This window comes from Aeromonas sp. TECH754 (genome assembly GCF_056279295.1).
Map to the genome: position 1 here is coordinate 1,814,958 of NZ_JBWBRA010000001.1, position 22,999 is coordinate 1,837,956.

Here is a 22,999-nt window from a genome sequence, read left to right on the forward strand (position 1 = left end):
GTTTAAATAGCGGGAGAATCTTACCCCGCCATGCCGAGGGAAACAATTGCGCTACCTCTCAGAAAAGGGTTTGCCTCGTGAGATAGCGGGGTCGATAATCATGTTTAAATTCAAATAAATTCACCGCGAGTCAGCCCTAATGAGCCCACATGCCAGTCCCAATGACCATCGGCGGTATCACTATCTGGAGCTGGCAAACCGGCTCAGGGTCTTGCTGATCTGCGACCCGGATACCGACAAATCCGCCGCCTCGCTGGCCGTCAACACCGGCCATTTCGATGATCCCGTCGACCGCCAGGGGATGGCCCATTTCCTCGAACATATGTTGTTCCTCGGCACCCGCACCTACCCCAAGCCCGGTGAATATCAGCAGTTCATGAGTCGCCACGGCGGCAGCAACAACGCCTGGACCGGGACCGAGTTCACCAACTTCTTCTTCGATATCGACAACGGCTTCTTCGAGGCCGGGCTCGACCGTTTCTCCCAGTTCTTCATCTGTCCCACCTTCGCGCCGGAATGGGTCGACAAGGAGCGCAACGCGGTCGACTCCGAGTATCGCCTCAAGCTGCAAGACGATGTGCGGCGCAGCTATCAGGTCCATAAAGAGACCGTCAACCCGGCCCATCCCTTCTCCAAATTCTCGGTCGGCAATCTCGATACCCTGGCCGATCTGCCTGGCCGGGATCTGCGCTCCGATCTCATAGCATTCTACGAACAACACTACAGTGCGGATCGCATGGCACTGGTGATGCTCTCTCCGGAATCCATCGAAACCCAACTCGGCTGGTGTGATCGCTTCTTTGGCTCCATCCCGGATCGCAATCTGGGGGTGCCCACCCTCTCGGCCCCACTCTACCGGCTCGAGGATCTCGGCATCAGCATCCAGATCAGGCCCGTCAAGGAGAGCCGCAAGCTGGCGCTGACCTTCCCGCTGCCAAGCGTGGATGCGTTTTACCCACAAAAGCCACTCACCTTCCTGAGCCACCTCATCGGCTACGAGGGGGATGGCAGCCTGCTCTCCCTGCTCAAGGCCCGTGGCTGGGTCAATCAGCTCGCCGCCGGTGGCGGTGTCAGCGGCGCCAACTTCAAGGACTTCGGGGTGAGTTTCGGCCTCACCCCGCTCGGGCTCGAACATGTGGACGACATCATTGCCGAACTGTTCGGCTACCTGAAACTCATCGAGCGGGATGGTTTGCAGGCCTGGCGCTATGACGAGAAGCGCAGCGTGCTCGAATCGGCATTTCGCTTCCAGGAACGGGGCCGGGCGCTCGACACCGTCTCCGGCCTGGTGCTGAACCTGTTCAGCTATGCCCCGGACGATCTGCTCCACGGCGACTACATGATGCGTGAGTATGACGAGACGCTGATCCGCCGCTTCCTCGCCAAGCTCACCCCCCACAACCTGCGCATGACCATTCAGGCCCCGGAGGTGAGCACGGATCGCCTCGCCCGCTGGTATCAGACTCCCTACAGCGTCACCCCCATCGCGGAGGCGGACAAGATCCGCTGGAAACAGAGCGAGCCGGATCCGGCCCTGCACCTGCCCAGCCCCAACCCCTTCATCAGCAACCGGCTGGACGCCCGGGCGCCGTCCCTGCCCGCCGACATCCCGGCCTGCCTCATCGACAGACCCGGTTTTAGGCTCTGGCACCTGCACGAGCACCTGTTTGGCGTGCCCAAGGGCAACCTCTACATCTCCATCGACAGCGAATATGCGGTCAAGAGCCCGCGTCACATCGCCATGGCCCGCCTCGCGGTGGAGCTGCTGACGGATCACCTCAATGCCCTCACCTACCCGGCGGAGCTCGCGGGGCTCGGCTACCAGATCTATGCCCACCAGGGTGGCTTCACCATCAACATGAATGGTTTTGCCGACAAGCAGCCGCTGCTGCTGGACATGATCCTCGGCAACCGCACCCTGGGATACCCGGATCCGGCGCGCTTCAGTGAGATCAAGGAGCAGCTCATTCGCAACTGGGAGAACCAGTCAAAGACCCGGCCCATCTCCCAGCTGTTCAACCAGCTCACCAGCCTGCTGCAGCCCAACAACCCGCCGTTCGAGCAACTGCTGCGCCACCTGCGCACCATCACCCTGGAGGAGATGCCCGCCTTCGTCGCCCAGCTGTTTGCCAATGTCCACGTGGAAACCCTGATCCACGGCGACTGGGACGTGACCGAAGCACTGGAGCTGGCGGCTCTGCTGGAGCGCCATCTCGGTGACAACAGCCAGCCCAGTGCCGAGACTCGCCGCCCCCTCATCTCCATCCAGGACAGGGGCACCCTCATTCGCGAGCAGGGCTGCGACCACGAGGACTCGGCGCTGCTGGTCTACTACCAGTCCCGTACCGTGCGGCCACGGGATCTCGCCTGTTTCACCCTGGCCAATCACATCATGTCGTCCACCTTCTTCCACGAACTGCGTACCCGCCAGCAGCTCGGCTACGTGGTGGGGGCCGGCAACCTGCCGCTCAACCGCCACCCCGGCCTCATCTTCTATATCCAGTCGCCGGTGGCGGGGCCGCAGATCCTGCTGGATGCGGTGGAGGAATTCATCGACCTCTTCCCGATCGCCATGCTGGAGTTCACCGAGCGGCAGTGGCAAGACAGCAAGGCCGGCCTGCAGGCCCAGCTCAGCGAGCGGGACGCCAACCTGCGCAGCCGTGGCCAGCGGCTCTGGGTCAGCATCGGCAACAAGGATCTTGGTTTCGATCAGCGGGAACGGGTCTGCGAAGAGGTGGGCCAGCTCAGCCGCGCCGATCTGGTGCGCTTCATCACCCAGTTGCGCTCACGTACCTCGGACAGGCTGATCCTCTGCAGCTATGGCCTTGGCCACGAGCACGACGAGCGGATCACCGGCCAGTTTATCGACGATCCCAAGGCATTTCGGCTCAATGCCAGCACCTTCAACGCCTGAACCCCTTCACTACAGCAGATGATGGACAATAAAAAGCCGACCCTCGGGTCGGCTGGAAATACCATTATCAATTGCGACCAAAGCCGCCAAAAGTGAACATGAGCGTGAAAATCAGACACTGAGTCGATGACGAGCCAGGCGAGATAACCAGAGCCCACCGGCCGAGACCAACAGTGATTGAGAAACAGGATCATCTTAGACAGAGCCCTGCACCACCACGTTGATCTATGTCAAAAGAGGTAAAAAGAGTCTCGCGCTCGTGTTGCTTTCAAGGCCGACACTCAGGCGCGGCGAGTCAGACGGTAGGCCACTTCATCGAAGTAGGAGAGCTGACCGGATTGCACCTTGGGGTGATCCTGCTCGGCCGATCGCCCCAGCACCTCCACGCCAAAATCGCGCTCGAACAGGCTGCGCACCTCCATCTCCCCCACCGAAAATGGCGGCTGCTTCTGCTGCTCGGGCTGATATTCCAGCGTCACCAGCAAGACTTGCCCATCCGGCTCGATGAGGCGACTCATCAGCTCGGCATATTGGCGCCGCATGAGGGTCGGCAAGGCGATGAGCGCAGCCCTGTCGTAGGCCAGCCGGTAACGGCGCTCCAGCGTCGGGGCCGCGAAGAAATCCCCCTGATAGAGGCTCAGGGTGCCGTGTCTATGACAGCGATAAGGCCCGACCTCGGTCACCGTCTCGGTGAGGTCGTTTTCACTGAAAAATTGGCCGATGGCCAGCTCCGACAGCTCGAAGCCATCGATGGGATGCCCCTGCCGATTGAGCCAGAGCATGTCGCCAGACTTGCCGCACAGGGGTACCAGTACCGGCTCAGTGCTCTGTTGACTCCCCCACCCGGTTTGCAACCAGTGATTGAACTGGGCCTGATGAAAGCCAATTCGGTGCTCTTCCCAACGCTGATGCCAAAATGCCGCTTCCATCTTCATCCTCTCGTCATTCGCAATGATGCATCAATATCACAACTTCACCGAGGCGGTGCAAGCCTTGTCGTCTGCGCCGACCCCGTTCTGCGAGATAATGGATTGCAAAGTAAACAACTATTTGATAGTTATTTTTCAGCATATTTTACTGCGCAGTAGCGTCATGACATCCCCCAGGGAATGAAATGTCGCTCTCTCTCGGTATTTATGGGGTGATCGAAGCAGCCATGTCTGAGTCAAGCAGTGCCCTGGCCTCATGCAACCGCCTGCTTATGTCGGCAAAGTCCGGGCGCCGCGCGACCGCTTGCTGCTGGCAATCCCCGACCAGCTGAGACAACGCCGGATGATCCCTCTCCTGCGCCGGGCACAGGGCCAGCAGCTCCTCCAGCAGGCAGCCAAAAGCCCTTACCTCCAGCCGCATCAGCCGTGAAGCCAGACTGGTATCGCTCACTGGATAGAACGAGGCGGCGCCAAAATCCCCAAGCAGGGCGGCACCTTGGCCGTCATGGAGGATGTTATGGCCATAGAGATCCCCGTGCATGACGCCCAGCCGATGCAGATGGGCGGCGGCCGAGGCGATGCGCCAGGCCATCGTCAGCGCAGCCGGCAGCGTGAACCTGAGCTCGGCCGGATAGATATCACGGGTACAAGACACCAGGCTGGGCGGGCCGGCGAGGTTTTGCAGATCAGGTTCGATGAGCTCCATCGCCAGCGCCGGGATGCCCGAGGGGTGATCGCTTATCCGCCCCTGCACCTCGATGAGCGCCGGATGCCGGCCCACCGCCATGGCGGCCGTCATCTCGGCCCCCGGCAAGCCATCGCTGGTCACCGCACCCTTGAACAGCTTGAGTGCCAGGGTGCGAGGCACTTCCCCATCAGAGTGCCACTGCGCCTGATGGATAACCCCGGAGGCCCCCTGCCCCAGCAGCTCGCCCAGCGTCAGCTCGCGCCAGGGGATATCGGTGACGACCGTCGCCCTACCAGCCTCTTGCTCCCACGTCTCACAGAAGGGATTGCCCGAGTAGGCCAGCCAGGCGAGCCGTGGCAAGGAGAGCAACCACGCAGGAAATTCCGTTAGCCGGTTGGCGGCGATGCGCAGCAATTCGAGGCGTCGACAGTTGGCGAGTGTCTCTGGCAAGGCGGTGAGTCGGTTGCCCGCCAGCATCAGCTTTTGCAGGCTTGTGCACTGACCCAACTCATCGGGCAACTGCTCGATGGCGTTGTCGGTCAGGATCAACCAGCGCAGCTGGGCGGGCAGCGACTGGGGGGAAACCACCCTGATCCGATTGGCCTTGAAGCCCACCATAGAGAGCGCCGGGCAAGACCCCAGCACCTCGGGCAGCGCGGTGAAGTTGTTCTCGGAGCAGAAAATGATGCGCAGCTTGGTGCACTCGGCCAGCTCGTCCGGCAGCGAGCTCAACTGGTTGCCGGTGAGATCCAGCACCTCCAGCGTCTCTTTCAGGCTCAGGATTTCGGGTGGAAATACCGTCAGGTTTTCAGCGAGTTTCAGATGGCGAGCGCCGTTCAATTCGCCAGCGCGCAGCTGTGCCAGGGTATGCATAACCGTTTCTCAATCTTGTCGTGGCCCTGCTTAGCGACGCTAAAGCAGACCATATGGCACCGCCGGACATGGGCCCGGCGGTTATAAAGGGGAGCATTATAGAGAATTTGGGGTACAGATCGCCCCTTTTGTTGCTTTGGTGACGGTGCATGATGGTCAACGACGCTGCTTCCATCCGGATTTACGAACCCCTCCCCGGTAGAGTGCAACAAGCGCAACGTACATAGGCAGGGCTATGGTCATGGGCTGCTATCTCAGTCTCGGCAAGGTGCGCGATCAACTCTTCGCGCTGGGTATCGGAGAACCGGAGTAATTCGTCTTTCTCAATATCAAAAATGGCCACGACACCTTCCCTCAAATAGGACGCTCTTATCATCTTCAGAGGTAAATCAATAACCCATTTAATGAGAAAGCCCATCAGCTCAAGGAAATGAACGATTTTTGACCCGAAAAGAGTCATCGTAATCAGACCTGCAGAAACCCTGCTATAGAAGCCGATTGCTGCGCAAACGATTGGAAAAAGAAAAGACGCCTCAAGGGCGTCTTTTTGACAGTTTTGCACTATCGGCAGAAAACAGCGTTAACCGCTTATTCCCACTCGATGGTTGCAGGCGGCTTGCCGGAGACGTCGTACACCACGCGGGAGATGCCGTTGATCTCGTTGATGATGCGATTCGACACCAGACCCAGGAAGTCATAGGGCAGATGGGCCCAGTGAGCAGTCATGAAGTCGATGGTCTCGACGGCGCGCAGGGCAATGACCCAGTCATACTTGCGACCATCGCCCATGACGCCGACGGAGCGCACCGGCAGGAAGACGGCGAACGCCTGGCTGACCTGGTTGTAGAGGTCGGCCTTGCGCAGCTCTTCGATGAAGATGGCATCGGCCTTGCGCAGCAGTTCGCAGTACTCTTTCTTCACTTCGCCCAGCACCCGCACACCCAGACCCGGGCCCGGGAACGGGTGACGGTAGAGCATGTCGTAGGGCAGGCCCAGCTCCAGACCGACGCGGCGCACCTCGTCCTTGAACAGCTCGCGCAGCGGCTCCACCAGGCCCATCTTCATCTCGGCCGGCAGGCCGCCGACGTTGTGGTGAGACTTGATGACGTGGGCCTTGCCGGTGGCGCTGGCGGCAGATTCGATGACGTCCGGGTAGATGGTGCCCTGAGCCAGCCATTTGGCGTTTTTCAGCTTCTTGGCTTCGTCGTCGAACACTTCCACGAAGACGCGGCCGATGGCCTTGCGCTTGGCTTCCGGCTCGTCGATGCCCGCGAGAGCCGACAGGAAGCGATCCTCGGCGTCGACCTTGATGATCTTCAGACCGAAGTGGTCACCGAACATCTCCATCACCTGGGCGCCTTCGTTCAGGCGCAGCAGGCCGTTGTCCACGAACACGCAAGTCAGGCGATCGCCGATGGCGCGGTGCACCAGCATGGCGACGACGGAGGAGTCCACCCCGCCGGACAGACCCAGGATCACCTCGTCGTCACCCACCTGCGCGCGGATGCGAGCAACGGCGTCATCGATAATGGTGGCCGGGGTCCACAGGCATGCGCAGCCGCAGATGTCTTTGACGAAGTGCTCGAGCAGACGGGCACCCTGACGGGTGTGGGTCACCTCCGGGTGGAACTGCACGCCGTAGAATTTCTTCTCTTCACAGGCCATGGCGGCGTGTGGGCAGGTGGCAGTCTGGGCGATGGTGGTGAAGCCGGCCGGGATCTCGGTGACCTTGTCGCCGTGGCTCATCCAGACGTCCAGCAGGGCCTGGCCACTCGGGGCGATGGCGTCTTCGATGTTGCGCAGCAAGGCGCTGGTCTGGCCGGACTGACCCAGCACTTCAACCTGGGCATAGCCAAATTCACGTTCGGTGGAGGATTGCACCTTGCCGCCGAGCTGCTCGGCCATGGTCTGCATGCCGTAGCAGATACCAAACACCGGCACGCCGGCGTTGAACACGTACTCGGGGGCACGGGGGCTGCCAGCCTCGGTCACGGACTCGGGGCCGCCGGAGAGGATGATGCCGTTGGGGTTGAATTCGCGGATCTGCGCTTCGGTCACATCCCAGGCCCAGAGCTCGCAGTAGACACCGATTTCACGGACGCGGCGGGCAATAAGCTGGGTGTACTGGGAACCGAAATCCAAGATGAGAATGCGGTGAGCGTGAATATTGTTAGTCATTTTATTCCTGCATCAAGCTGATTTATCACAAAAAGCGTGGGGAGAAAAAGGGGTTAAAGAAACGGGGCCAGAGCCCCGTTTTGTCAGCCCATCCGATAGTTGGGGGCTTCTTTGGTGATAGTCACGTCGTGGACGTGGGACTCTTTCATCCCGGCGCCCGAAATGCGCACGAACTCGGCCTTGGTGCGCATCTCATCGATGGTGGCGCTGCCGGTCAGGCCCATGGAGGAGCGCAGGCCGCCCATCTGCTGGTGAATGATCTCCTTGAGGCGGCCCTTGTACGGCACCCGCCCTTCGATCCCTTCCGGCACCAGCTTGTCGGCGGCGTTGTCGGTCTGGAAGTAGCGATCGCTTGAGCCCTTGGACATGGCACCGAGAGACCCCATGCCGCGGTAGGACTTGAAGGAACGACCCTGGTAGAGCTCGATCTCGCCCGGCGCCTCTTCGGTACCGGCGAACATGGAGCCGACCATGACGCTGCTGGCGCCGGCGGCAATGGCCTTGGCCAAGTCACCGGAGAAGCGGATGCCGCCATCGGCAATCACCGGAATACCGGTGCCTTCCAGCGCATCGACGGCGTCGGAGATGGCGGTGATCTGGGGCACGCCGACACCGGTCACGATGCGGGTAGTACAGATGGAGCCCGGGCCGATACCGACCTTGACGGCATTGACGCCGGCCGCAACCAGCGCCAGTGCGCCGGCGCCGGTGGCCACGTTGCCACCGATGATCTGCAAGTCAGGATAGGCGGCGCGAGTGGCCTTGATGCGATCCAGCACGCCCTGGGAGTGGCCGTGGGAGGAATCAATCAGCAGCACGTCCACACCGGCTTCCACCAGGGCAGCGACGCGTTCCTCGTTGCCCGCACCGGCACCGACGGCGGCACCGACCCGCAGGCGACCGCGTTCGTCTTTACAGGCGTTCGGCTTGCGCTCGGCTTTCTGGAAATCTTTAACGGTGATCATGCCTTTCAGTTTGAAGTCCGCATCGACTACCAGCACCTTCTCGATACGGTGCTTCTGCATCAGGGCGACCACCTCTTCACGAGGTGCCCCTTCACGCACGGTGACCAGGCGGTCTTTCTGGGTCATGACCTGTTCGACGGTCTGGGAGAGATCGATCACGAAGCGCACATCACGGCCGGTGATGATGCCGACCAGCTGATTGCCGTCGGTCACCACGGGGTAACCGGCGAAGCCGTTCTTGAGGCTCAGCTCCTTGATCTGGGCGATGGTCATGTCGGGACGCACGGTGACCGGGTCGGAGACGACACCGCTCTCGTACTTCTTGACCTTGCGCACTTCGAAGGCCTGTTGCTCGATGGACATGTTCTTGTGAATGAAGCCGATACCGCCTTCCTGGGCCAGTGCGATAGCCAGACGGGCTTCGGTCACTGTGTCCATGGCAGCGGAAATCATCGGAATATTCAGGGAGATAGCAGACGTGAGCTTGGTGCGCAGGTCAGCGGTATTCGGAAGAACAGTGGAGTGGGCTGGAACCAACAATACATCGTCGAAGGTCAGCGCTTCTTTGGCAATCCTGAGCATGGCAATATCTCACCGTTGTGGAAGTGGGGGTGGAAAATATTGCCGACAAATTTTACTCATGCATTGGCCACTGGTAAAGAAGTATTTTGAATTTTTTATGACGTAGCCCGGTTTAACGCCGCCAACGGGGCAAAAAACCAATAAATTCAGCTGCAACCATGCCGTTTTCCACGACAAGAGGATCTGTTTTGGCGGTGGTCCCGGTTCGGTCTCGACGCGCACGAACCGGCAATGTTTCAGCATGCCCTCGCCCGTCATCAACCGCCCTGATAACGACCCGGCTTGTGCCAGTTCATCAGCATGGCGTTCATGGCGAGTGCACTCAAGGTAGACCAGAGCAACAAGGGCAGCGGCAGGGTGAGCAGGGAGAGGGCAAATACCAGCACGTCGAGCAGCATCTGGCTCTTACCCGCGTTGATGCCGGCGCGGCGTTGCAACCAGAGCGTCACCACGCCTATGCCCCCCACCGACGCATTGTGCCGTGCAAGCGAGAGCACCCCCATGCCGAGGAAAGTGCCTCCTACCAAGGCGGCGAACAGCGGGTGTATGTAGCTGACCGTCAGCAGCAGCGGTACCGCTTGCGTGGCGGCCGAGAGCGCCACGTTGACCACCAGCGTCTTGAACATGAAGTCACGCCCCATGCTGAAGTAGCAGAACACCAGAAAAGGCAGGTTGGCGAGGAAGAACAGCAGGCCGATGGGCAGGCTGCTGACATGGGCGAGCAGCAGCGCAATGCCGGCGATGCCGCCGGTGATCATGCCGGAACACTTGAGCAGGTTGAGTCCCACGGCGATGAACATGATGCCGAGCACCATGCCGTAGACATCGTCCTTGAGGGTATGGGCCAGCCCCTTGCTCGCGCTGAGCGGCTGCATGGTCATTTCACCTTCCATATGACTCCTTTCAATAACAGAACTGCTGGCCCGTTTTTGCGGCCGATGAGACGCCGTGTTTGACGGGAATGGGGGACTTGCCCTTTCCATGGGCAAACCCCGCGATAAAGCACAGCAAAAACGGCGCCAATCAAAACAAGAGCCCGATAAACACCACATATTCGAATTTAAATTCCAATACACAGACTGATACCAGTCGATAACACCAGTCTGAAAACGGCAGGATCCGGCCAGCCAGCATATTTGCGATGTTGGCGATGAAGGGGCCGCGCGGCGACGCTCCCGGGCTCACGGGCTCACGCCGCCAGCCCTTGTTCCACAAGCCTTGGCGCCATGCAGGGGTTGCCGTTGACAGCCACCTGCGGCGACATTGTCAGGGTCAGCTCGATGCCGACCAGCCTGAAAGAGCGCACCAAATTTGTGCGCCCGCCTCATTTCGGTGCAACCCTATCCCCTCGCCCGTCCTCTACGCACTCTGCGGGCAGACAGCGGGCATGAAAAAGTCGGCCCGCAGGCCGACTCTCGGTACTGGTTCGTTATCACGCCAGCGACGTGCTACCCCGCCTTGTCAGGCGGGGCAGCACCAGCCTCATCACTTCAGGTATTTGCCATCGCTCCCTATCTTGCCGGGGCCGCCGAGCACCCAGATCCGGGCCGAGTAGGCCGGTACCTGGAAGCTCAGGCTGCCGTTGCTGGCGCTGAGCGTGGTGCCGGTCACCGCATCGGTGTAGCTGCCGTTCTTGACGCCGCTGATGGTGATCTGCTGGGCCGAGTTGGCGGTAAGACCCACCGCTGCGTAGCTGCCCTCGGCGCCGAGATCCCGCACGAAGCTCATGCCGCTGCCCCACTCGCTCACCTGGCTCATGGGCGCTTTTTGCAAAGCGGGCACCGCCTTGCGGATCTGGTTCAGGCGCTTGATGTGCTGATAGAGGGGGTGGGAGGCGGTCGCCGGGTTGTCCAGCACATCGCCATAGTAGGCGCGACCGGTCTGATCCACCGTCATGGTGGCACCGTCGATGTCCTGCGGCTTGCCGGCCTGGAACATCACCTCCTCCCCGTAGTAGAGCGTCGGGATGCCGCGCGCCGTCCACAGCAGGTTGTAGGTCATGGCCGCATTGCCCTCTTCCCCGCCGTAGCGGTACTTGAAGTCGTTGTCCGGCCCCACGTCGTGGTTCTGGAAGAAGGTGATGAGCTTGGTGGCATCCCCATAGACCCAGTCCATGCCGAAGATCCCGCCGACGCCGCCGAAGCTGCCCTTGGTGACGTTGTCACGGAAGGTGGAGAACAGCGAGAAGTCGAGCACCGACAGACCGGAGTCACCGCCGGCGCGCGGGTTGGCCGGATCGCGGGTGGTGCGGGTGTACCACCAGGGGCGGATCACCGCCGAGGCGTTGTCATTGGCGATCTCCGATCCCCAGCCGGTGCCCTTCACCAGGTTCTCGCCGAACACGAACAGCCCCGGCTTGTGGGCCTGCCAGTCGTGGACATAGGTCAGCAGCTCGTCACGCTCGATGTGCTTGAGGGTATCGATGCGGATGGCGTCGACCCCCATGTCGAGGTACTGGTGGATGGCGCCATTGATGTAGTCCTTGACGTTCTGGTTGCCGGTCGCGAGATCGATGCAGTCCCCCGCCATGTGCTTGCGCTGCAGGGAGAGCGGATTCTCCCAGTCACCGCCGGACATGAAGCCGTCAAGATGATACCAGGCGGGATCCAGCGTCTGGGCGTCGATGCCAAAGAAGCGGTTGGGGTTGTAGCCGGCGCTCGGCACCGTGCTGCCGGTTTTGGGATCCACCAGCGGCACCAGCCCTTCCGGATCGGACTGACAGCGCGCCTTGTACCAGTCCGGAGCCGCCGGGTTGTCATCATCGCAGCGGTTCGCGCTGGCGTAATCCCCGAGGTTGCCCTGGTAAGGGCCGTTGTTGATCAGTCCCTGTTTGGAGCCGGTCGGCACATAGTATTTGACGGGCAGGCGATCGATCCAGGTCTTGCCGCGCAGGCCGTACTGGCTGGAGTGGTTGATCACCACGTCCTGGATGACCTTGATCCCCTTGGCATGGGCCGCCTGGATAAACTCCCGGTAACCCGCCCCCGGCGACTCCAGTCGGGGATCGACCCGGTAGAAGTCGTAGGCATGGTAGCCGTGGTAATCGAGGCCGGATCGGTTCTCCACCGGCGGCGTCACCCAGATGGCGGTGAAACCGAGATCCTTGATGTAGTCGAGCTTCCCGATGAGCCCCTTGAAGTCACCGCGCCAGTGCGGGTCCCCCGCCTTGTAGCGATCCCGGTTGTAATAGTTGTTGCCGGCATCCCCGTCATAGAAGCGGGCGGTCAGCAGGAAGTAGATGCTCTCCCCGCGGAAATCACCCGCAGCCACTGCCTGATCGCCGATGTAGTAGCTGAAACTCTGCTCACGGCGATTGCCGGCAGCATCAACGCCCAGGGTTTTGATCACCAGATCGGCGCCGCTGCCCTTGTCGCTGGCACTGAACACCTGCCCGCTATAGAGGGCTGAGCCGGTGGTGGGGGTGCTGCCATCCAGGGTGAAATACACCTTGGGCGCGCTGTCCTTGTCGTCGCTCACCGTGAGGGTGATGGACTGGGCCTGGGCATAGTTGCCGGAGGCCGGGCTCGCGCTGACCGTCGGTGCCTGGGTGTCCGCGCCCGCAACCGGGGCCACGTCCAGCGCCTTGCGCTGGGCATCGAAGCAGATGCGGTAGCGGGTGTTGCCGGTCACCTTGTAGTCCTGGGCCGGATAGGCCTCGGTCCAGTCACCCTTGTGATCCACCTTGAAGCGGGGATCACTGCTGCCAAAGGCCTGCTCGGTACAGAAGATCACCCCGTCCTGGCTGGTCATGGCGGTGAGGCCCCAGTTGTTGGGGGTGCCGCGGAAGTACCAGTTGTCGCCGACTGGCGGGGTCGCCACCGCCACGCTGGCGCTGCTGCTGGCCTTGGCCCCCTGATCGTCAGTGACCGTCAGGCCGTAGGTGAAGGTACCCGTCTGGCTGGTGTTGACGACGATGCTCTCGGTGGTCTCGCCGCTGCTCCAGAGGTAGCTGGCTATCTGACCATCGGGATCCGTGGAGTCGCTGCCGCTCAGGGTCAAGGCGTCCCCCACCGCGACCCGCACCGTGCCGCCCGGGGTGATGACCGCCAGCGGTGGCTGGTTGTCGTCGCCGAAGGGGGTGATGCTGTAGGCCAGGGTCTCGTCGTTGACCTGCAAGCGCACCGTGCCGGTCCCGCTCCAGAAGATGTCGCCGCCGCTGCGCTCGAGCACCCCGTCGGCGTTGCTGTCGCCAAAGCTGGTTACCCAGTCACCGGCCTGATCGAACTTGAGGCGCTGGCTGGCCTTGCCATCCATGTAGGCCTCGGCCTGCCACAGGTGATCCGCTACCAGCGCCATGGGGAGGCTGGCCCAGCCGTTGAAGGTGCCGCGCACCTGCATCTGTGGCCAGCTCTTGGCAAAACCGGATGCCGCACAGCGGTCGACCGCCGTGGCGGTGATGGCCTGGGTGCCGGCATTGATCCGGATCTGATAGTGGGTATTGGCATTGACTAGCTTGTCGGCCGCCGGGTAGCTCTGTTGCCAGTTGCCGTATCTGTCTATCTTGAAGCGCGGGCCGCCGCTGGCATCCCCGCTCTGGAACAACTGGCAGGTATCGAAGTTGACGCCATCGGTCGAGACCATGGCGGTCGCCGCCCACCCGTTCGCGGTGCCGCGGAAGAACCACTCAGCCGCCGTTACGCCGGGCGAGGCCATGAGTGTCCCCAACAATCCGGCCGCGATTATCCATCTAGCCATTGATAGTCCTTTATTTTCATTGTTTTGTGTGTGACGCCGGTGTGCCCCGGCATTCCCCCATCCGCTACAGTCCCGCCTTCAGATGAGCCCTGCCAGTCTAGGGCGCAAAAAAACGGATTCACGGCTAAATCGTGCGGAATGTGACCACAATCGACTTCGATATCGGCGAGATGTGATTGATAGCGCTTTCATTTCTGCGCCGGCATTGCTGGGCAGACGAAGGGCGAGGACTCGCTCACCGACCGGGGCGATCTCCCCTCCCTGTCGATGAAACAGAACCGAACCGCCCCTCTTTTGGGAGTCACTCCGACCCTCTGCGCATACGATTAAAGTAAGATTGATAATGTTTCTTGTTTGCGTCCGTGAAATGTCGCATTCTTGGGCGCTTGGGCCCTGTTCTGGCGCCTGCACCATTACGTTTTTTGAGTATGAATATGACGATCTGGAAGAAAGAAGGGTGATGGACGCCTGCATATCGAGGCCAGCACCCTGTCGTGACACTCTGCCGTTTGGCCCTGCTCAGCTGGTTTGTCTGGTCGCCGCGATTGCGCTGCATCTCGCCATCCTGTGGCTGGTCTACAGCACCCGCCCCGACCCCATCCAGCCACCCGAACCCATCACCTTGTCTGCCCGCTGGGCCGGCGAGTCAAACATCGATGACGCACCGGCCAAACCGGCGGCACCAGCGGCCGTCCCTGCGCCACCCGTGGTGAAGAAGCCGACACCGGTTCCGCCCAAGGTGGTCAAGCCGGTCGCCAAGAAACCCATACCCAAGCCGGCCCCTACTCCGCCCAAGCCCAGACCAGTACCGGTCACCAAGCCTGCGCCAGTGGTCAAAGCCGCGCCGGTCGTGGCGCCATCCGCGCCCGCGACCCCGCAGACGGCCGCCACTAGCACGAATCCGAGCACCAGTGGCGCCCATGCGCCGCCGACCAAGGCCCGCCAAACGGGTGCCGGGGCCGGCAGCAGCGCCCCGATCGCACGGGATGCCAGATTGAACAACCCCGAGCCCCCCTACCCCCAGGAGTCGCGCAGACGGGGTGAAGAAGGGCGCGTGGTATTGAAGGTACGCGTCACCAAAGAGGGCACCGCCGAGTCGGTCGAAGTTGAGCGCAGCAGTGGCCATCGACGCCTGGACATGGTCGCCCGCAAGACCGTCAGCCGTTGGCGCTTCATTCCAGCCAAGCAGAACAATACCGCCGTTGCTGCCTGGACAGGGGTCACCATTATTTTCAAGTTAGGGGCATAAGCCATGAATCCGGAAATCGAAACAAACTCGATGGGCATCTACCACCTGCTCAGCCAAAACACCGGGGTGGGTCTGGTCCCACTGATCCTGCTGGTACTGATGTCGCTTGGCACCTGCTACTATGCACTGCTCAAACTCTACCTCGGCTATCGCGAGCAGCGCCTGAACGCCCGCTTCGTGAATCAGTTCTGGCAGCATGCGAGCGTGCAGGATATGGAGCGCCACCTCTCCCATACCCCTCCCGAAGAGGCCTATGGCCGGATCACCAACGCAGCCCTTGGGGCCGTTGCCCAGCTGGATCGGGCCCAGGAGCGCGCCGTCTCCCTCAAGCTGGGTTCCCCTGACGACTTCCTGCTGCGCGCCCTGCGTCACGCCATCACCACGGAGCGGATCCGCCTCGAGCATGGCCTGGCCTTCCTCGCCTCGGTGGGATCGGCGGCACCCTTCATCGGGCTCTTTGGTACCGTCTGGGGCATCTATCACGCGCTGCTGGCCATAGGTGCGGCCGGCCAGAGCAGCCTGGACAAGGTGGCGGGCCCGGTTGGTGAGGCGCTGATCATGACGGGCTTCGGCCTCGCCGTCGCCCTGCCGGCGGTGCTCATCTACAACTTCTTCGTGCGTCGCAATCGCCTCAAGCTTGCCGCCCTCGACGAGTTTGCCTACGACCTGTTTGCCCTGCTGGTGACCGGATTCGAGAAGACCCCATCCAACGTGACCCAGCTGTCCGATGTAGAGACCGCCAAGAAGGGGCAGATGTAATGGCCTTCGGCAAACTTCCCGGGGATGCGGATGAGCAGCCGCTGTCCGAGATCAACATGATCCCGATGATCGACGTCATGCTGGTGTTGCTGATCGTCTTCATGATCACCGCCCCCCTGCTCACCAACGCGGTCAAGCTCGAGTTGCCCGAGGCCAGCAGTCAGGTCAACCAGCCCAAGCAGGAGGATGTGATCCTCTCCATCGACGGGGCCGGCAAGATGTACTGGAACGACAAAGAGGTCGATGAGCCGGCGCTGCTCGCCCAGATGGTCAAGGCCAGCGAGGCCAAGCCGGAGATCCCCGAGATCCAGCTGCGCATCGACAAGAGCGTGGAGTACGGCGCCATCGCCAAGGTGATGGCCCAAGCCTCCCGGCACGGTCTGCACAAGATAGCCTTTGTCAGCCAGCCGGAAGCCGAATAACACATATTCCAGCGCAGATTCAGAGATTGAGTAGCAGCAAGGCATCACCCGGGTGGTGCCTTGTTTATTTGCCCCCCGTTCACCCGGTTGCCAGAGGCGGGACTGCCCTGCATGATGCAAGGCCGCCCCGCCATTTCAAGGAGAGAAGATGAGAACATCGGATTATGTGAGACTGCTGGCGCTGGCCGCCATCTGGGGCGCCAGCTTCCTGTTCATGCGCATCGCGGCGCCGGCGTTCGGCTCGGTCAACACCACCTTCCTGCGGGTCTTCTTCGCCCTCATCGGGCTCGCCGTCATGCTGCTTCTGCTGCGCACCCCCCTGAGCTTCAAGGGCAAGCTGAAGTCCGCCATGGTGCTCGGCATCATCAACTCGGGGGTGCCCTTCCTGATGTACGCCATCGCCGCGCTCTGGTTGCCCGCCGGCTACTCGGCCATCCTGAACGCGACCACCCCGCTGATGGGGGCGCTGATCGGTTTCTCCTGCTTCAACGAGCCGCTGAGCCTGCGCAAATGGGCCGGCGTCATGCTGGGCCTGGTGGGGATAGCCCTCATCACCACCACGGGGGAGCTGAGCCTGACCGGCAACTTCATCACCGGGGTACTGGCCTGTCTGCTCGCCACCGCCTGCTACGGCTGCGCCGGCTTCCTGACCCGGCGCTGGATCACCGAGCAGGGCGGTCTCGATGCCAAGCTGGTCGCCTTCGGCAGCCAGCTGGGGGCCTGCCTGTTCCTGCTGCCCTTCTTCGGTTACACCATGGTGGCCGGACCTGCCGTCAACTGGGCCATCCCCGAGGTGTGGGCCAGCATCCTGGCCGTCGGCTTCCTCTGTACCGCCCTCGCCTACCTGCTCTATTTCCGGCTGATCGCAGATATCGGGCCGCTGCGCTCCCTGACGGTCACCTTCCTCATCCCCCCGTTCGGCATTTTGTGGGGCTATCTGGTGCTCGGCGAGACCCTCACCGGCGGCTTCGTCGTCGGCGGTGCCGTCGTCTGCCTCGCGGTCTGGCTGGTGGTGAGCCCGGCCAAAACCGCGAAACCCGCGGGCCAGCCGATACGCTAACCCGCACCTTGTTTCAACTGTCGCGCCGAGCCCACACGGGCTCGGCTCCTTGTTGGAACTGGGGTAAGATAGGCCCCATCGTCTTCTCCCCCGCCTCGGGCCGGGCACAGCAGCAGGACCAACCTTGAATCACCGCGACGAATCCAGCCAAAACAGGCAGCAGATCTTCACCGTCACCCGCCTCAACAGCGCCGTGCGCATGATCCTGGAGCAGGATCTCGGGCTGGTGTGGCTGACCGGGGAACTCTCCAACCTGGCGATGCCAAGCTCCGGTCACTGGTACTTCTCCCTCAAAGACATGTCCGCCCAGGTGCGCTGCGCCATGTTCAAGGGCAACAACCGACGGGTGCCGTTCCGCCCGCAAGACGGCATGCAGGTGCTGGTACAGGCGCGGGTCTCCCTCTACGAGCCCCGCGGCGACTACCAGCTCATCATTGAAAGCATGCAGCCCGCCGGCGACGGCATGCTGGCCCTGCGCTTCGAGGAGCTCAAGCGCCGGCTCGACGCCGAGGGGCTGTTCGACGAGGCTCGCAAACGACCGCTGCCCCGCGAGCCGCGCGCCGTGGGGCTGATCACCTCCGCCACCGGCGCCGCCCTGCACGACATGCTGACGGTGCTGGGGCGCCGGGCGCCGGACTTGCCGATATTTATCTATCCGACCCAGGTGCAGGGCAGCGCCGCCATCGGCCAGATAGTGGCGGCCATTGCACTGGCCAACCGCCGCGCCGAGGTGGACGTGCTGATCGTCGGTCGCGGTGGCGGCTCGCTCGAAGATCTCTGGTGCTTCAACGAAGAGGCGGTGGCCCGCGCCATCAGCCGCTCCGCCATTCCGGTGGTGAGCGCGGTCGGCCATGAGGTGGATGTCACCATCAGCGACTTTGCCGCCGACCTGCGCGCCCCCACTCCCTCCGCCGCCGCCGAACTGGTGGCACCGGATCAAAGCGCCCGAGCCCAACGTCTCACTCACCTGCGCCAGCGGCTCGCTCAGGCCATGGCGCGGCGCCAGACTACCGCCTGCCACGGCTTCGCCCTGCTGCAAAAACGGCTGGAACACCAGGATCCCAAGCGCCGGTTGGAGCAGCAATCCCAGCGCCTCGACGAGCTCAGCAGCCGCTTGCAGCAGTTGCTCGGCCAACGCCTGCAGCGGGGAGAGCGGCGCCTCGCCAACCTCGAGCTTCGCCTGCAGGCCCAGAGCCCCGAGAAGCTGCTGGCGGCCGGTCGGCGCCGTCATCAGCTGGCCGAGGAGCGCCTCCATAGCCTGATGGCCAAGCGCCAGAGTCTCGCCGACCATCGCCTCGCCATGCTGAGCGCCCGGCTCGACGGGGTCAGCCCGCTGGCCACCCTGGGCCGGGGCTACTCCATCACCCGCACCCAGCACGGCGAGGTAGTCAGTCACGCCCACCAGGTGAGCGCCGGCCAGCAGCTTGTTACCACCTTGGCCGAGGGCAGCCTGCGGGTGCGGGTAGACAGCATCGGCGACTAGCCACAAGGCATTTATCAGCATAAAAAATGGCCCATCACAGGATGGGCCATTTTTATAGTGTGCAATTCACTCATACCAGCGAATGTCGTACCGCTCCGCCCGGGTGCCCCAGACTGGCGGAGAGGGCTGGCCCGCCCCCCAGGGGGTTGAGCTGCAGGAATTCGAACAACCCGGCCTGCAGGTTGACGTTCCAGAAGCGGCCCGCTAGGGTCAACTCGAGCCGCTGGTCGGTCAGCTCCGCCAGCCCGTGGCGCTGCCAACTCTCAAACAGCGGCAGCAGATGGGCTTGCAAGGGCGCGGGCAGGCGGTCGAGGGCGAGCCAGCCGGTGTCCAGCGCACCGCGCAGCAGACCGTCGATGCGCGCATTGGGATTGCGCCCCATCACCATGCCGGGGGCACGACCCCCTTGCGCCAGTGCCTCATGCCAGAGTGCCAGATCCCGGCCATACATCAGGCCATGCCCGTGCACGCTGCCCCCCGCCCCCGCCCCGAAGGGGAGGATCTCGGCGCCGCGCTTCGCCATCTGGTTATAGCGGCTCTGCTCGGCGTCACCGCGGCGCCAATGGCTGCTGGAGAGACGCTGCCAACCGCCCTGCTCCAGGGTCTGGGCACCATAGGCATACATGCTGGCGCGCTGCGGGCCATCGGCCGACCAGCCGAGCTTGCCCTTCGCCTCGGCGCGCTCCAGATTGGTGCCCGCCATGGCGATGAGCTGATAGAGATCCACCCCGTGCACCCCGCTCGCCATCACGTCCGCGATGTCTTGGCGCCACACGGCATCGTCCTGACCCGGCAGGCCGAAGATTAGATCCGCCACTATCACGGCAGCATCATCTCGAGTCAGCGACTCCAGCCGGGCCAGCAGGGTCTCCCTGTCATCGAAACGGGCCGCCTGCTGACGCACTTGTGTATCGAAGCTCTGCACCCCGAATGAGAAGCGGTTGAAGCCTCCCGCGAGGGCGATCTGCCACTTCTCGTCATCGAAGCCGTTCAGGCGCCCCTCCAGGGTCACTTCCGCATCGGCCGTCAGCGGAAAACGGCGAATGGCCCCGGCAAGGCGCGCCAGATCGCCCGCCGCCATGTCGGTGGGGGTTCCACCCCCCACATAGACGGCCGAGAAGGGCCTGCTCTTGCCAAGGGGAGAGTCGGCGGCCTGCTGCAGGCTGCCACACAAGGCTGCCATGTAACGGCTCATCCGCGCCGGATTGGCGCCATTTTCGAAGAAGTTGCAGAAGCTGCAGCGTTTGCGGCAAAACGGAATGTGGATGTAGATCGCTCGCTCATCCGCCTGGCTCTCCTGCTGCCACCAGGCTTGCCAACCGGTGTCGTCAAGGGTCAGAGGGCGGATACCGCCGCGGCTGGCATGGGCCGAGGTCTTGGCGGCGAAGGCGAATTTGAGGGGGTCCGGAGTAGCGAGTCCGGTCATGGTCGGGGTGATCTGTGCTGTCGTCACTGGCAAGTTACCATCAGAAAATAATGCAAATGATAACGAATATCAGTTAACCATGACCTTGTGCTGGATCAAGTCAGGGGCACTGGGCGGCAGTTAAGCCCAGGGTATCGAACGATCCCCGGTCGATTGGCCGAGTATCGTGCAAAGAAGACGCTGCTTGCGGCGATAGCCACTCCCCCGTCTGCAGCGGTGCTGGCAGGAGAGTGGTCGTACACACGCATTCAGACTAACAAGAGAGGTGGGTCATGGCCCGCAAAACAGAAGGTGCTAGCTGTTGATGCACGACCGGGATCAGTCGTTGCCGATGATGATGGCAACCCGGCGATTCTCCGCCCGTCCGGCGGCGTTGCCGTTGTCGGCAATCGGCGCCTCTTCACCCCGGCCGCGAATATCCACATTGGCCGCCGGCATGCCCACCGACACCAGGACGTCTGCCACGGACTGGGCCCGTTTCAGGGAGAGCTGCTGGTTGTAGGTTGCCTCGCCGTTGGAGTCGGTATGGCCGTCTACCCTGGCCTTGTTCAGGCCCACCGAGATCAGGGCCTTGCCAAGCTGCTCCACCACCTGGCGGGTGCCGGGATTGAGGGCACCCACGTTGTTGGCGAACAGCACCTTGTTGGAGATATCCAGGGTCCAGCCCTCGTCGGTGAGATGGAATCCCTGCTCCTTGAGTACGGCGACCTGCTCAGCCGAGAGACCCCGCGGTGCGCTCTGACAAGCCGCCAGCACGCTCAGCAGCAGCCCCACGAGGCCTGCCTTCATCAGGTTGGAAATGTGCATTGTTATTATCCTTTTATTATTTTTGCCTGAAAAAAACATCAATTTTTCGTTTGCTTGCCGGTGATCCCCTCCCTGCGTTGCCGTTTTGCCTGATACATGTCGCTGTCCGCATGCTGCAGCAGCTCGTCGGCCGTCACCCCCTGCTCGGGGTACATGGCATAGCCGACACTGACGTCGGCCACCAGATGATGACCATCTCCCAACACCACGGGGGCCACCATCGCCTGCTGGATCCGCAGCATCACCTCACGCACTTCGTGCTCGTGCTGCACCGGCGCCAGCAGGATGGCGAACTCGTCCCCCCCCAACCGGCACACCAGGTCCATGGGCCTGAGTTGATGCTGCACCCGCCGCGCCAGGGCGACCAGCACATCGTCTCCGGCGGCGTGGCCCAGGCTGTCGTTGATCTGCTTGAAGCGATCGCAATCGAGGTACAGCAAGGCGAATCGCTCATTGGTCGCCTCGCCAAACCTGATGGCCTGAGCCAGACGAGCCTCGAACAGGGAGCGATTGGGGAGACCGGTCAGGGAGTCGTGGGTCGCCTGATGCAGCAGGCTGGCATTCTCCCGCTTCTGGTGGGCCTGCCAGGCCTCCAGCTCGTCGAGCAGGGAGTTGAAATCCTCCCCCAGCTCGTGCAGTTCGGCGATGTTGGCGGAGGGCACCCGCTGGTTGAGGGTGCGCCGGCGGCGGACGCTGTAGGCGACCTGCGCCAGCGCCTTGAGGGGCGCGGTGATGGAATATTGCATCCGGCGCGCCACATGGAGGGCCGCCAGTATGCTGAGCAGCAGGCAGACCAGGGTCGCCAGCAGGGTCTGCAGCAAGAAGCGCAGCAGGTATTGGCCGTGACCGACCAGATGGATGCGGGCTATCTCCTTGCCCTCGCGCATCATCGGCAGATCCACCGGGCCCGGCAGGATCAGCCGCGCCAGGTACTGCCCCAGATTGGACCAGGGACTGGTGATGTCGCGGGTCCAGCTCGCCAGCACCTGACCATTGGGCAGCAGGATAGTGGCGCTGACCACGTCCTCGTGAGCGGTGATGGTCTGCAAGGCATCCTTGGCCGCATCCTCGTCGTGGAACACCACGGCCGCCTCAGTGGTGTAGCTGATGGCGCGAGCCAGCAGCTCCAGGTTGTGATCCGCATAGAGTCGCAGCGCCAGCAAGGCGGTGATGGTCAGGAACACCCCCGCCATGCAGACGGCGGTCAGGGAGGTCACCATGTGGGTGCGCCCCAGACTCTGGCGCAGGGTGATGCGCGGGCCGACGGAATGAGCGTGGTTTTTCATCGCGCCCCCTCGTCCGCCCTGGCCAGTTTCAGCACCGCCGGATGCACCCGCACGCCGCTGCGGGCCAGCGCATCCAGATTGACCCGAAAGCGCACCCGATCCAGCCCGGCCTGCAGGCAGAACACCGCATCGGCGATGCATTCACTGCTCTGCTCGCTGATGCTGAGGATGGCGTGTCCCCGCAGCCGCTCGAACAGTGCCAGCCGCTGCTCGGGGGCCAAAACCCCCAGGTAGATCACATCGCAGCGCTGACTCAGCGCCTCGTCATCGGTCTCGTAGCGGTGCACATCGACCAGGCGGCCGTTGGCCTGCTGCTTGATGGTAAGCAGAGTGCTGGCGTACGCCGTCGGCGCCGTGATGCACAGTCGCAGCTCGGTGGGTTCGCTGGGCCAGCGGGTGTAGCTGAGGATGTCGAGCACGGTTTGACGCACGTGATCGCTGCGGACCTCGGCCGAGGTCAGGGCCCCGGGCTCCGCCATCAAGGTCAGCGAATAGCACAGGGGGGCGAGCAAGGCCATGGCCCGGATGAGATGGAATGATTGCATGATGCCTGCGCTTATGCCCACACCGGGACCGAGGTGGCCCGGCGCCCATGAAGGGAGTGCCAGAGAGGAGTCGCCTCGAGCTTATCAGCCCCAAGGCCGGCCCCCATCAGGCCGCGCGCCGATTGCGTCACCCCGTGT

The 22,999-nt window shown here is 62.6% G+C and carries 16 protein-coding genes; 6 read left to right on the forward strand and 10 right to left on the reverse strand.

The genetic code is table 11. From position 1 onward, the window contains the following. The first annotated feature begins 139 nt into the window (after positions 1-139). Positions 140-2,914, forward strand: coding sequence for an insulinase family protein (locus tag ACZ9IL_RS07950; protein WP_476003026.1), 2,775 nt, complete (start codon positions 140-142; stop codon positions 2,912-2,914). A 281-nt stretch (positions 2,915-3,195) separates the two neighbouring features. Here ACZ9IL_RS07950 and ACZ9IL_RS07955 read toward each other — a convergent pair whose 3' ends face one another. The 6 genes from ACZ9IL_RS07955 to ACZ9IL_RS07980 all read right to left on the reverse strand — a co-directional run bounded on the left by ACZ9IL_RS07955 (position 3,196) and on the right by ACZ9IL_RS07980 (position 13,824). After that, positions 3,196-3,843, reverse strand: a complete 648-nt coding sequence (locus ACZ9IL_RS07955; RefSeq protein ID WP_476003027.1) for a thiopurine S-methyltransferase — start codon at positions 3,841-3,843, stop codon at positions 3,196-3,198. A gap of 205 nt (positions 3,844-4,048) precedes the next feature. Beyond that, a complete protein-coding gene (locus ACZ9IL_RS07960; protein WP_476003028.1) occupies positions 4,049-5,404 on the reverse strand; it encodes a leucine-rich repeat-containing protein kinase family protein in 1,356 nt (451 codons plus the stop codon). A 588-nt stretch (positions 5,405-5,992) separates the two neighbouring features. Further along, a complete protein-coding gene (guaA, locus tag ACZ9IL_RS07965) occupies positions 5,993-7,582 on the reverse strand; it encodes a glutamine-hydrolyzing GMP synthase (RefSeq protein WP_476003029.1) in 1,590 nt (529 codons plus the stop codon). Between the two features lie 83 nt (positions 7,583-7,665). Continuing rightward, the gene (gene guaB / locus ACZ9IL_RS07970; RefSeq protein WP_476003030.1) at positions 7,666-9,129 is read right to left on the reverse strand and encodes an IMP dehydrogenase; all 1,464 of its coding nucleotides are present in this window, start codon (positions 9,127-9,129) and stop codon (positions 7,666-7,668) included. Between the two features lie 257 nt (positions 9,130-9,386). Continuing rightward, positions 9,387-10,022 carry a YitT family protein gene (locus ACZ9IL_RS07975; protein ID WP_476003031.1) on the reverse strand — a complete coding sequence of 212 codons (636 nt, stop codon included), beginning with the start codon at positions 10,020-10,022 and terminating at the stop codon, positions 9,387-9,389. A 592-nt stretch (positions 10,023-10,614) separates the two neighbouring features. Beyond that, complete coding sequence (locus ACZ9IL_RS07980) at positions 10,615-13,824, reverse strand: alpha-amylase family glycosyl hydrolase (RefSeq protein ID WP_476003032.1); 3,210 nt, start codon at positions 13,822-13,824, stop codon at positions 10,615-10,617. Between the two features lie 460 nt (positions 13,825-14,284). Here ACZ9IL_RS07980 and ACZ9IL_RS07985 point away from each other — a divergent pair, with 460 nt between their 5' ends. The 5 genes from ACZ9IL_RS07985 (at position 14,285) to xseA (ending at position 18,797) form a co-directional block, all read left to right on the forward strand. Then, positions 14,285-15,073 (forward strand): energy transducer TonB, encoded by a 789-nt coding sequence (locus tag ACZ9IL_RS07985; protein WP_476003033.1) that lies wholly within the window; start codon positions 14,285-14,287, stop codon positions 15,071-15,073. A gap of 3 nt (positions 15,074-15,076) precedes the next feature. Further along, positions 15,077-15,832 carry a MotA/TolQ/ExbB proton channel family protein gene (locus ACZ9IL_RS07990; RefSeq protein WP_476003034.1) on the forward strand — a complete coding sequence of 252 codons (756 nt, stop codon included), beginning with the start codon at positions 15,077-15,079 and terminating at the stop codon, positions 15,830-15,832. Then, a complete protein-coding gene (locus ACZ9IL_RS07995; protein ID WP_476003035.1) occupies positions 15,832-16,254 on the forward strand; it encodes an ExbD/TolR family protein in 423 nt (140 codons plus the stop codon). Before ACZ9IL_RS07990 ends, ACZ9IL_RS07995 begins: the two co-directional genes overlap by 1 nt. A 148-nt stretch (positions 16,255-16,402) precedes the next feature. Next, positions 16,403-17,314, forward strand: coding sequence for a DMT family transporter (locus ACZ9IL_RS08000; RefSeq protein ID WP_476003036.1), 912 nt, complete (start codon positions 16,403-16,405; stop codon positions 17,312-17,314). Between the two features lie 124 nt (positions 17,315-17,438). Beyond that, the gene (gene xseA / locus ACZ9IL_RS08005) at positions 17,439-18,797 is read left to right on the forward strand and encodes an exodeoxyribonuclease VII large subunit (protein WP_476003037.1); all 1,359 of its coding nucleotides are present in this window, start codon (positions 17,439-17,441) and stop codon (positions 18,795-18,797) included. 70 nt (positions 18,798-18,867) lie between these two features. Here xseA and hutW read toward each other — a convergent pair whose 3' ends face one another. The 4 genes from hutW to yfiR all read right to left on the reverse strand — a co-directional run bounded on the left by hutW (position 18,868) and on the right by yfiR (position 22,861). Continuing rightward, on the reverse strand, positions 18,868-20,223 hold the full coding sequence (hutW, locus tag ACZ9IL_RS08010; RefSeq protein WP_476005318.1) for a heme anaerobic degradation radical SAM methyltransferase ChuW/HutW: 1,356 nt from the start codon (positions 20,221-20,223) through the stop codon (positions 18,868-18,870). A gap of 318 nt (positions 20,224-20,541) precedes the next feature. Beyond that, positions 20,542-21,030: an outer membrane lipoprotein YfiB gene (yfiB, locus tag ACZ9IL_RS08015; RefSeq protein WP_476003038.1), complete on the reverse strand. Its 489-nt coding sequence runs from the start codon at positions 21,028-21,030 to the stop codon at positions 20,542-20,544. Between the two features lie 38 nt (positions 21,031-21,068). Further along, on the reverse strand, positions 21,069-22,316 hold the full coding sequence (gene dgcN, locus ACZ9IL_RS08020; RefSeq protein WP_476003039.1) for a diguanylate cyclase DgcN/YfiN: 1,248 nt from the start codon (positions 22,314-22,316) through the stop codon (positions 21,069-21,071). After that, complete coding sequence (yfiR, locus tag ACZ9IL_RS08025) at positions 22,313-22,861, reverse strand: regulatory sequestration protein YfiR (protein ID WP_476003040.1); 549 nt, start codon at positions 22,859-22,861, stop codon at positions 22,313-22,315. The genes dgcN and yfiR overlap by 4 nt, the downstream gene beginning before the upstream one ends. Positions 22,862-22,999: the final 138 nt, after the last annotated feature.

Bases quoted from the DNA above. Each gene is read 5' to 3' on its own strand.
- ACZ9IL_RS07950 (WP_476003026.1), top strand. From the start codon at position 140: ATGAGCCCACATGCCAGTCCCAATGACCATCGGCGGTATCACTATCTG.
- ACZ9IL_RS07955 (WP_476003027.1), bottom strand. From the start codon at position 3,843: ATGGAAGCGGCATTTTGGCATCAGCGTTGGGAAGAGCACCGAATTGGC.
- ACZ9IL_RS07960 (WP_476003028.1), bottom strand. From the start codon at position 5,404: ATGCATACCCTGGCACAGCTGCGCGCTGGCGAATTGAACGGCGCTCGC.
- guaA (WP_476003029.1), bottom strand. From the start codon at position 7,582: ATGACTAACAATATTCACGCTCACCGCATTCTCATCTTGGATTTCGGT.
- guaB (WP_476003030.1), bottom strand. From the start codon at position 9,129: ATGCTCAGGATTGCCAAAGAAGCGCTGACCTTCGACGATGTATTGTTG.
- ACZ9IL_RS07975 (WP_476003031.1), bottom strand. From the start codon at position 10,022: ATGGAAGGTGAAATGACCATGCAGCCGCTCAGCGCGAGCAAGGGGCTG.
- ACZ9IL_RS07980 (WP_476003032.1), bottom strand. From the start codon at position 13,824: ATGGCTAGATGGATAATCGCGGCCGGATTGTTGGGGACACTCATGGCC.
- ACZ9IL_RS07985 (WP_476003033.1), top strand. From the start codon at position 14,285: ATGGACGCCTGCATATCGAGGCCAGCACCCTGTCGTGACACTCTGCCG.
- ACZ9IL_RS07990 (WP_476003034.1), top strand. From the start codon at position 15,077: ATGAATCCGGAAATCGAAACAAACTCGATGGGCATCTACCACCTGCTC.
- ACZ9IL_RS07995 (WP_476003035.1), top strand. From the start codon at position 15,832: ATGGCCTTCGGCAAACTTCCCGGGGATGCGGATGAGCAGCCGCTGTCC.
- ACZ9IL_RS08000 (WP_476003036.1), top strand. From the start codon at position 16,403: ATGAGAACATCGGATTATGTGAGACTGCTGGCGCTGGCCGCCATCTGG.
- hutW (WP_476005318.1), bottom strand. From the start codon at position 20,223: ATGACCGGACTCGCTACTCCGGACCCCCTCAAATTCGCCTTCGCCGCC.
- yfiB (WP_476003038.1), bottom strand. From the start codon at position 21,030: ATGCACATTTCCAACCTGATGAAGGCAGGCCTCGTGGGGCTGCTGCTG.
- dgcN (WP_476003039.1), bottom strand. From the start codon at position 22,316: ATGAAAAACCACGCTCATTCCGTCGGCCCGCGCATCACCCTGCGCCAG.
- yfiR (WP_476003040.1), bottom strand. From the start codon at position 22,861: ATGCAATCATTCCATCTCATCCGGGCCATGGCCTTGCTCGCCCCCCTG.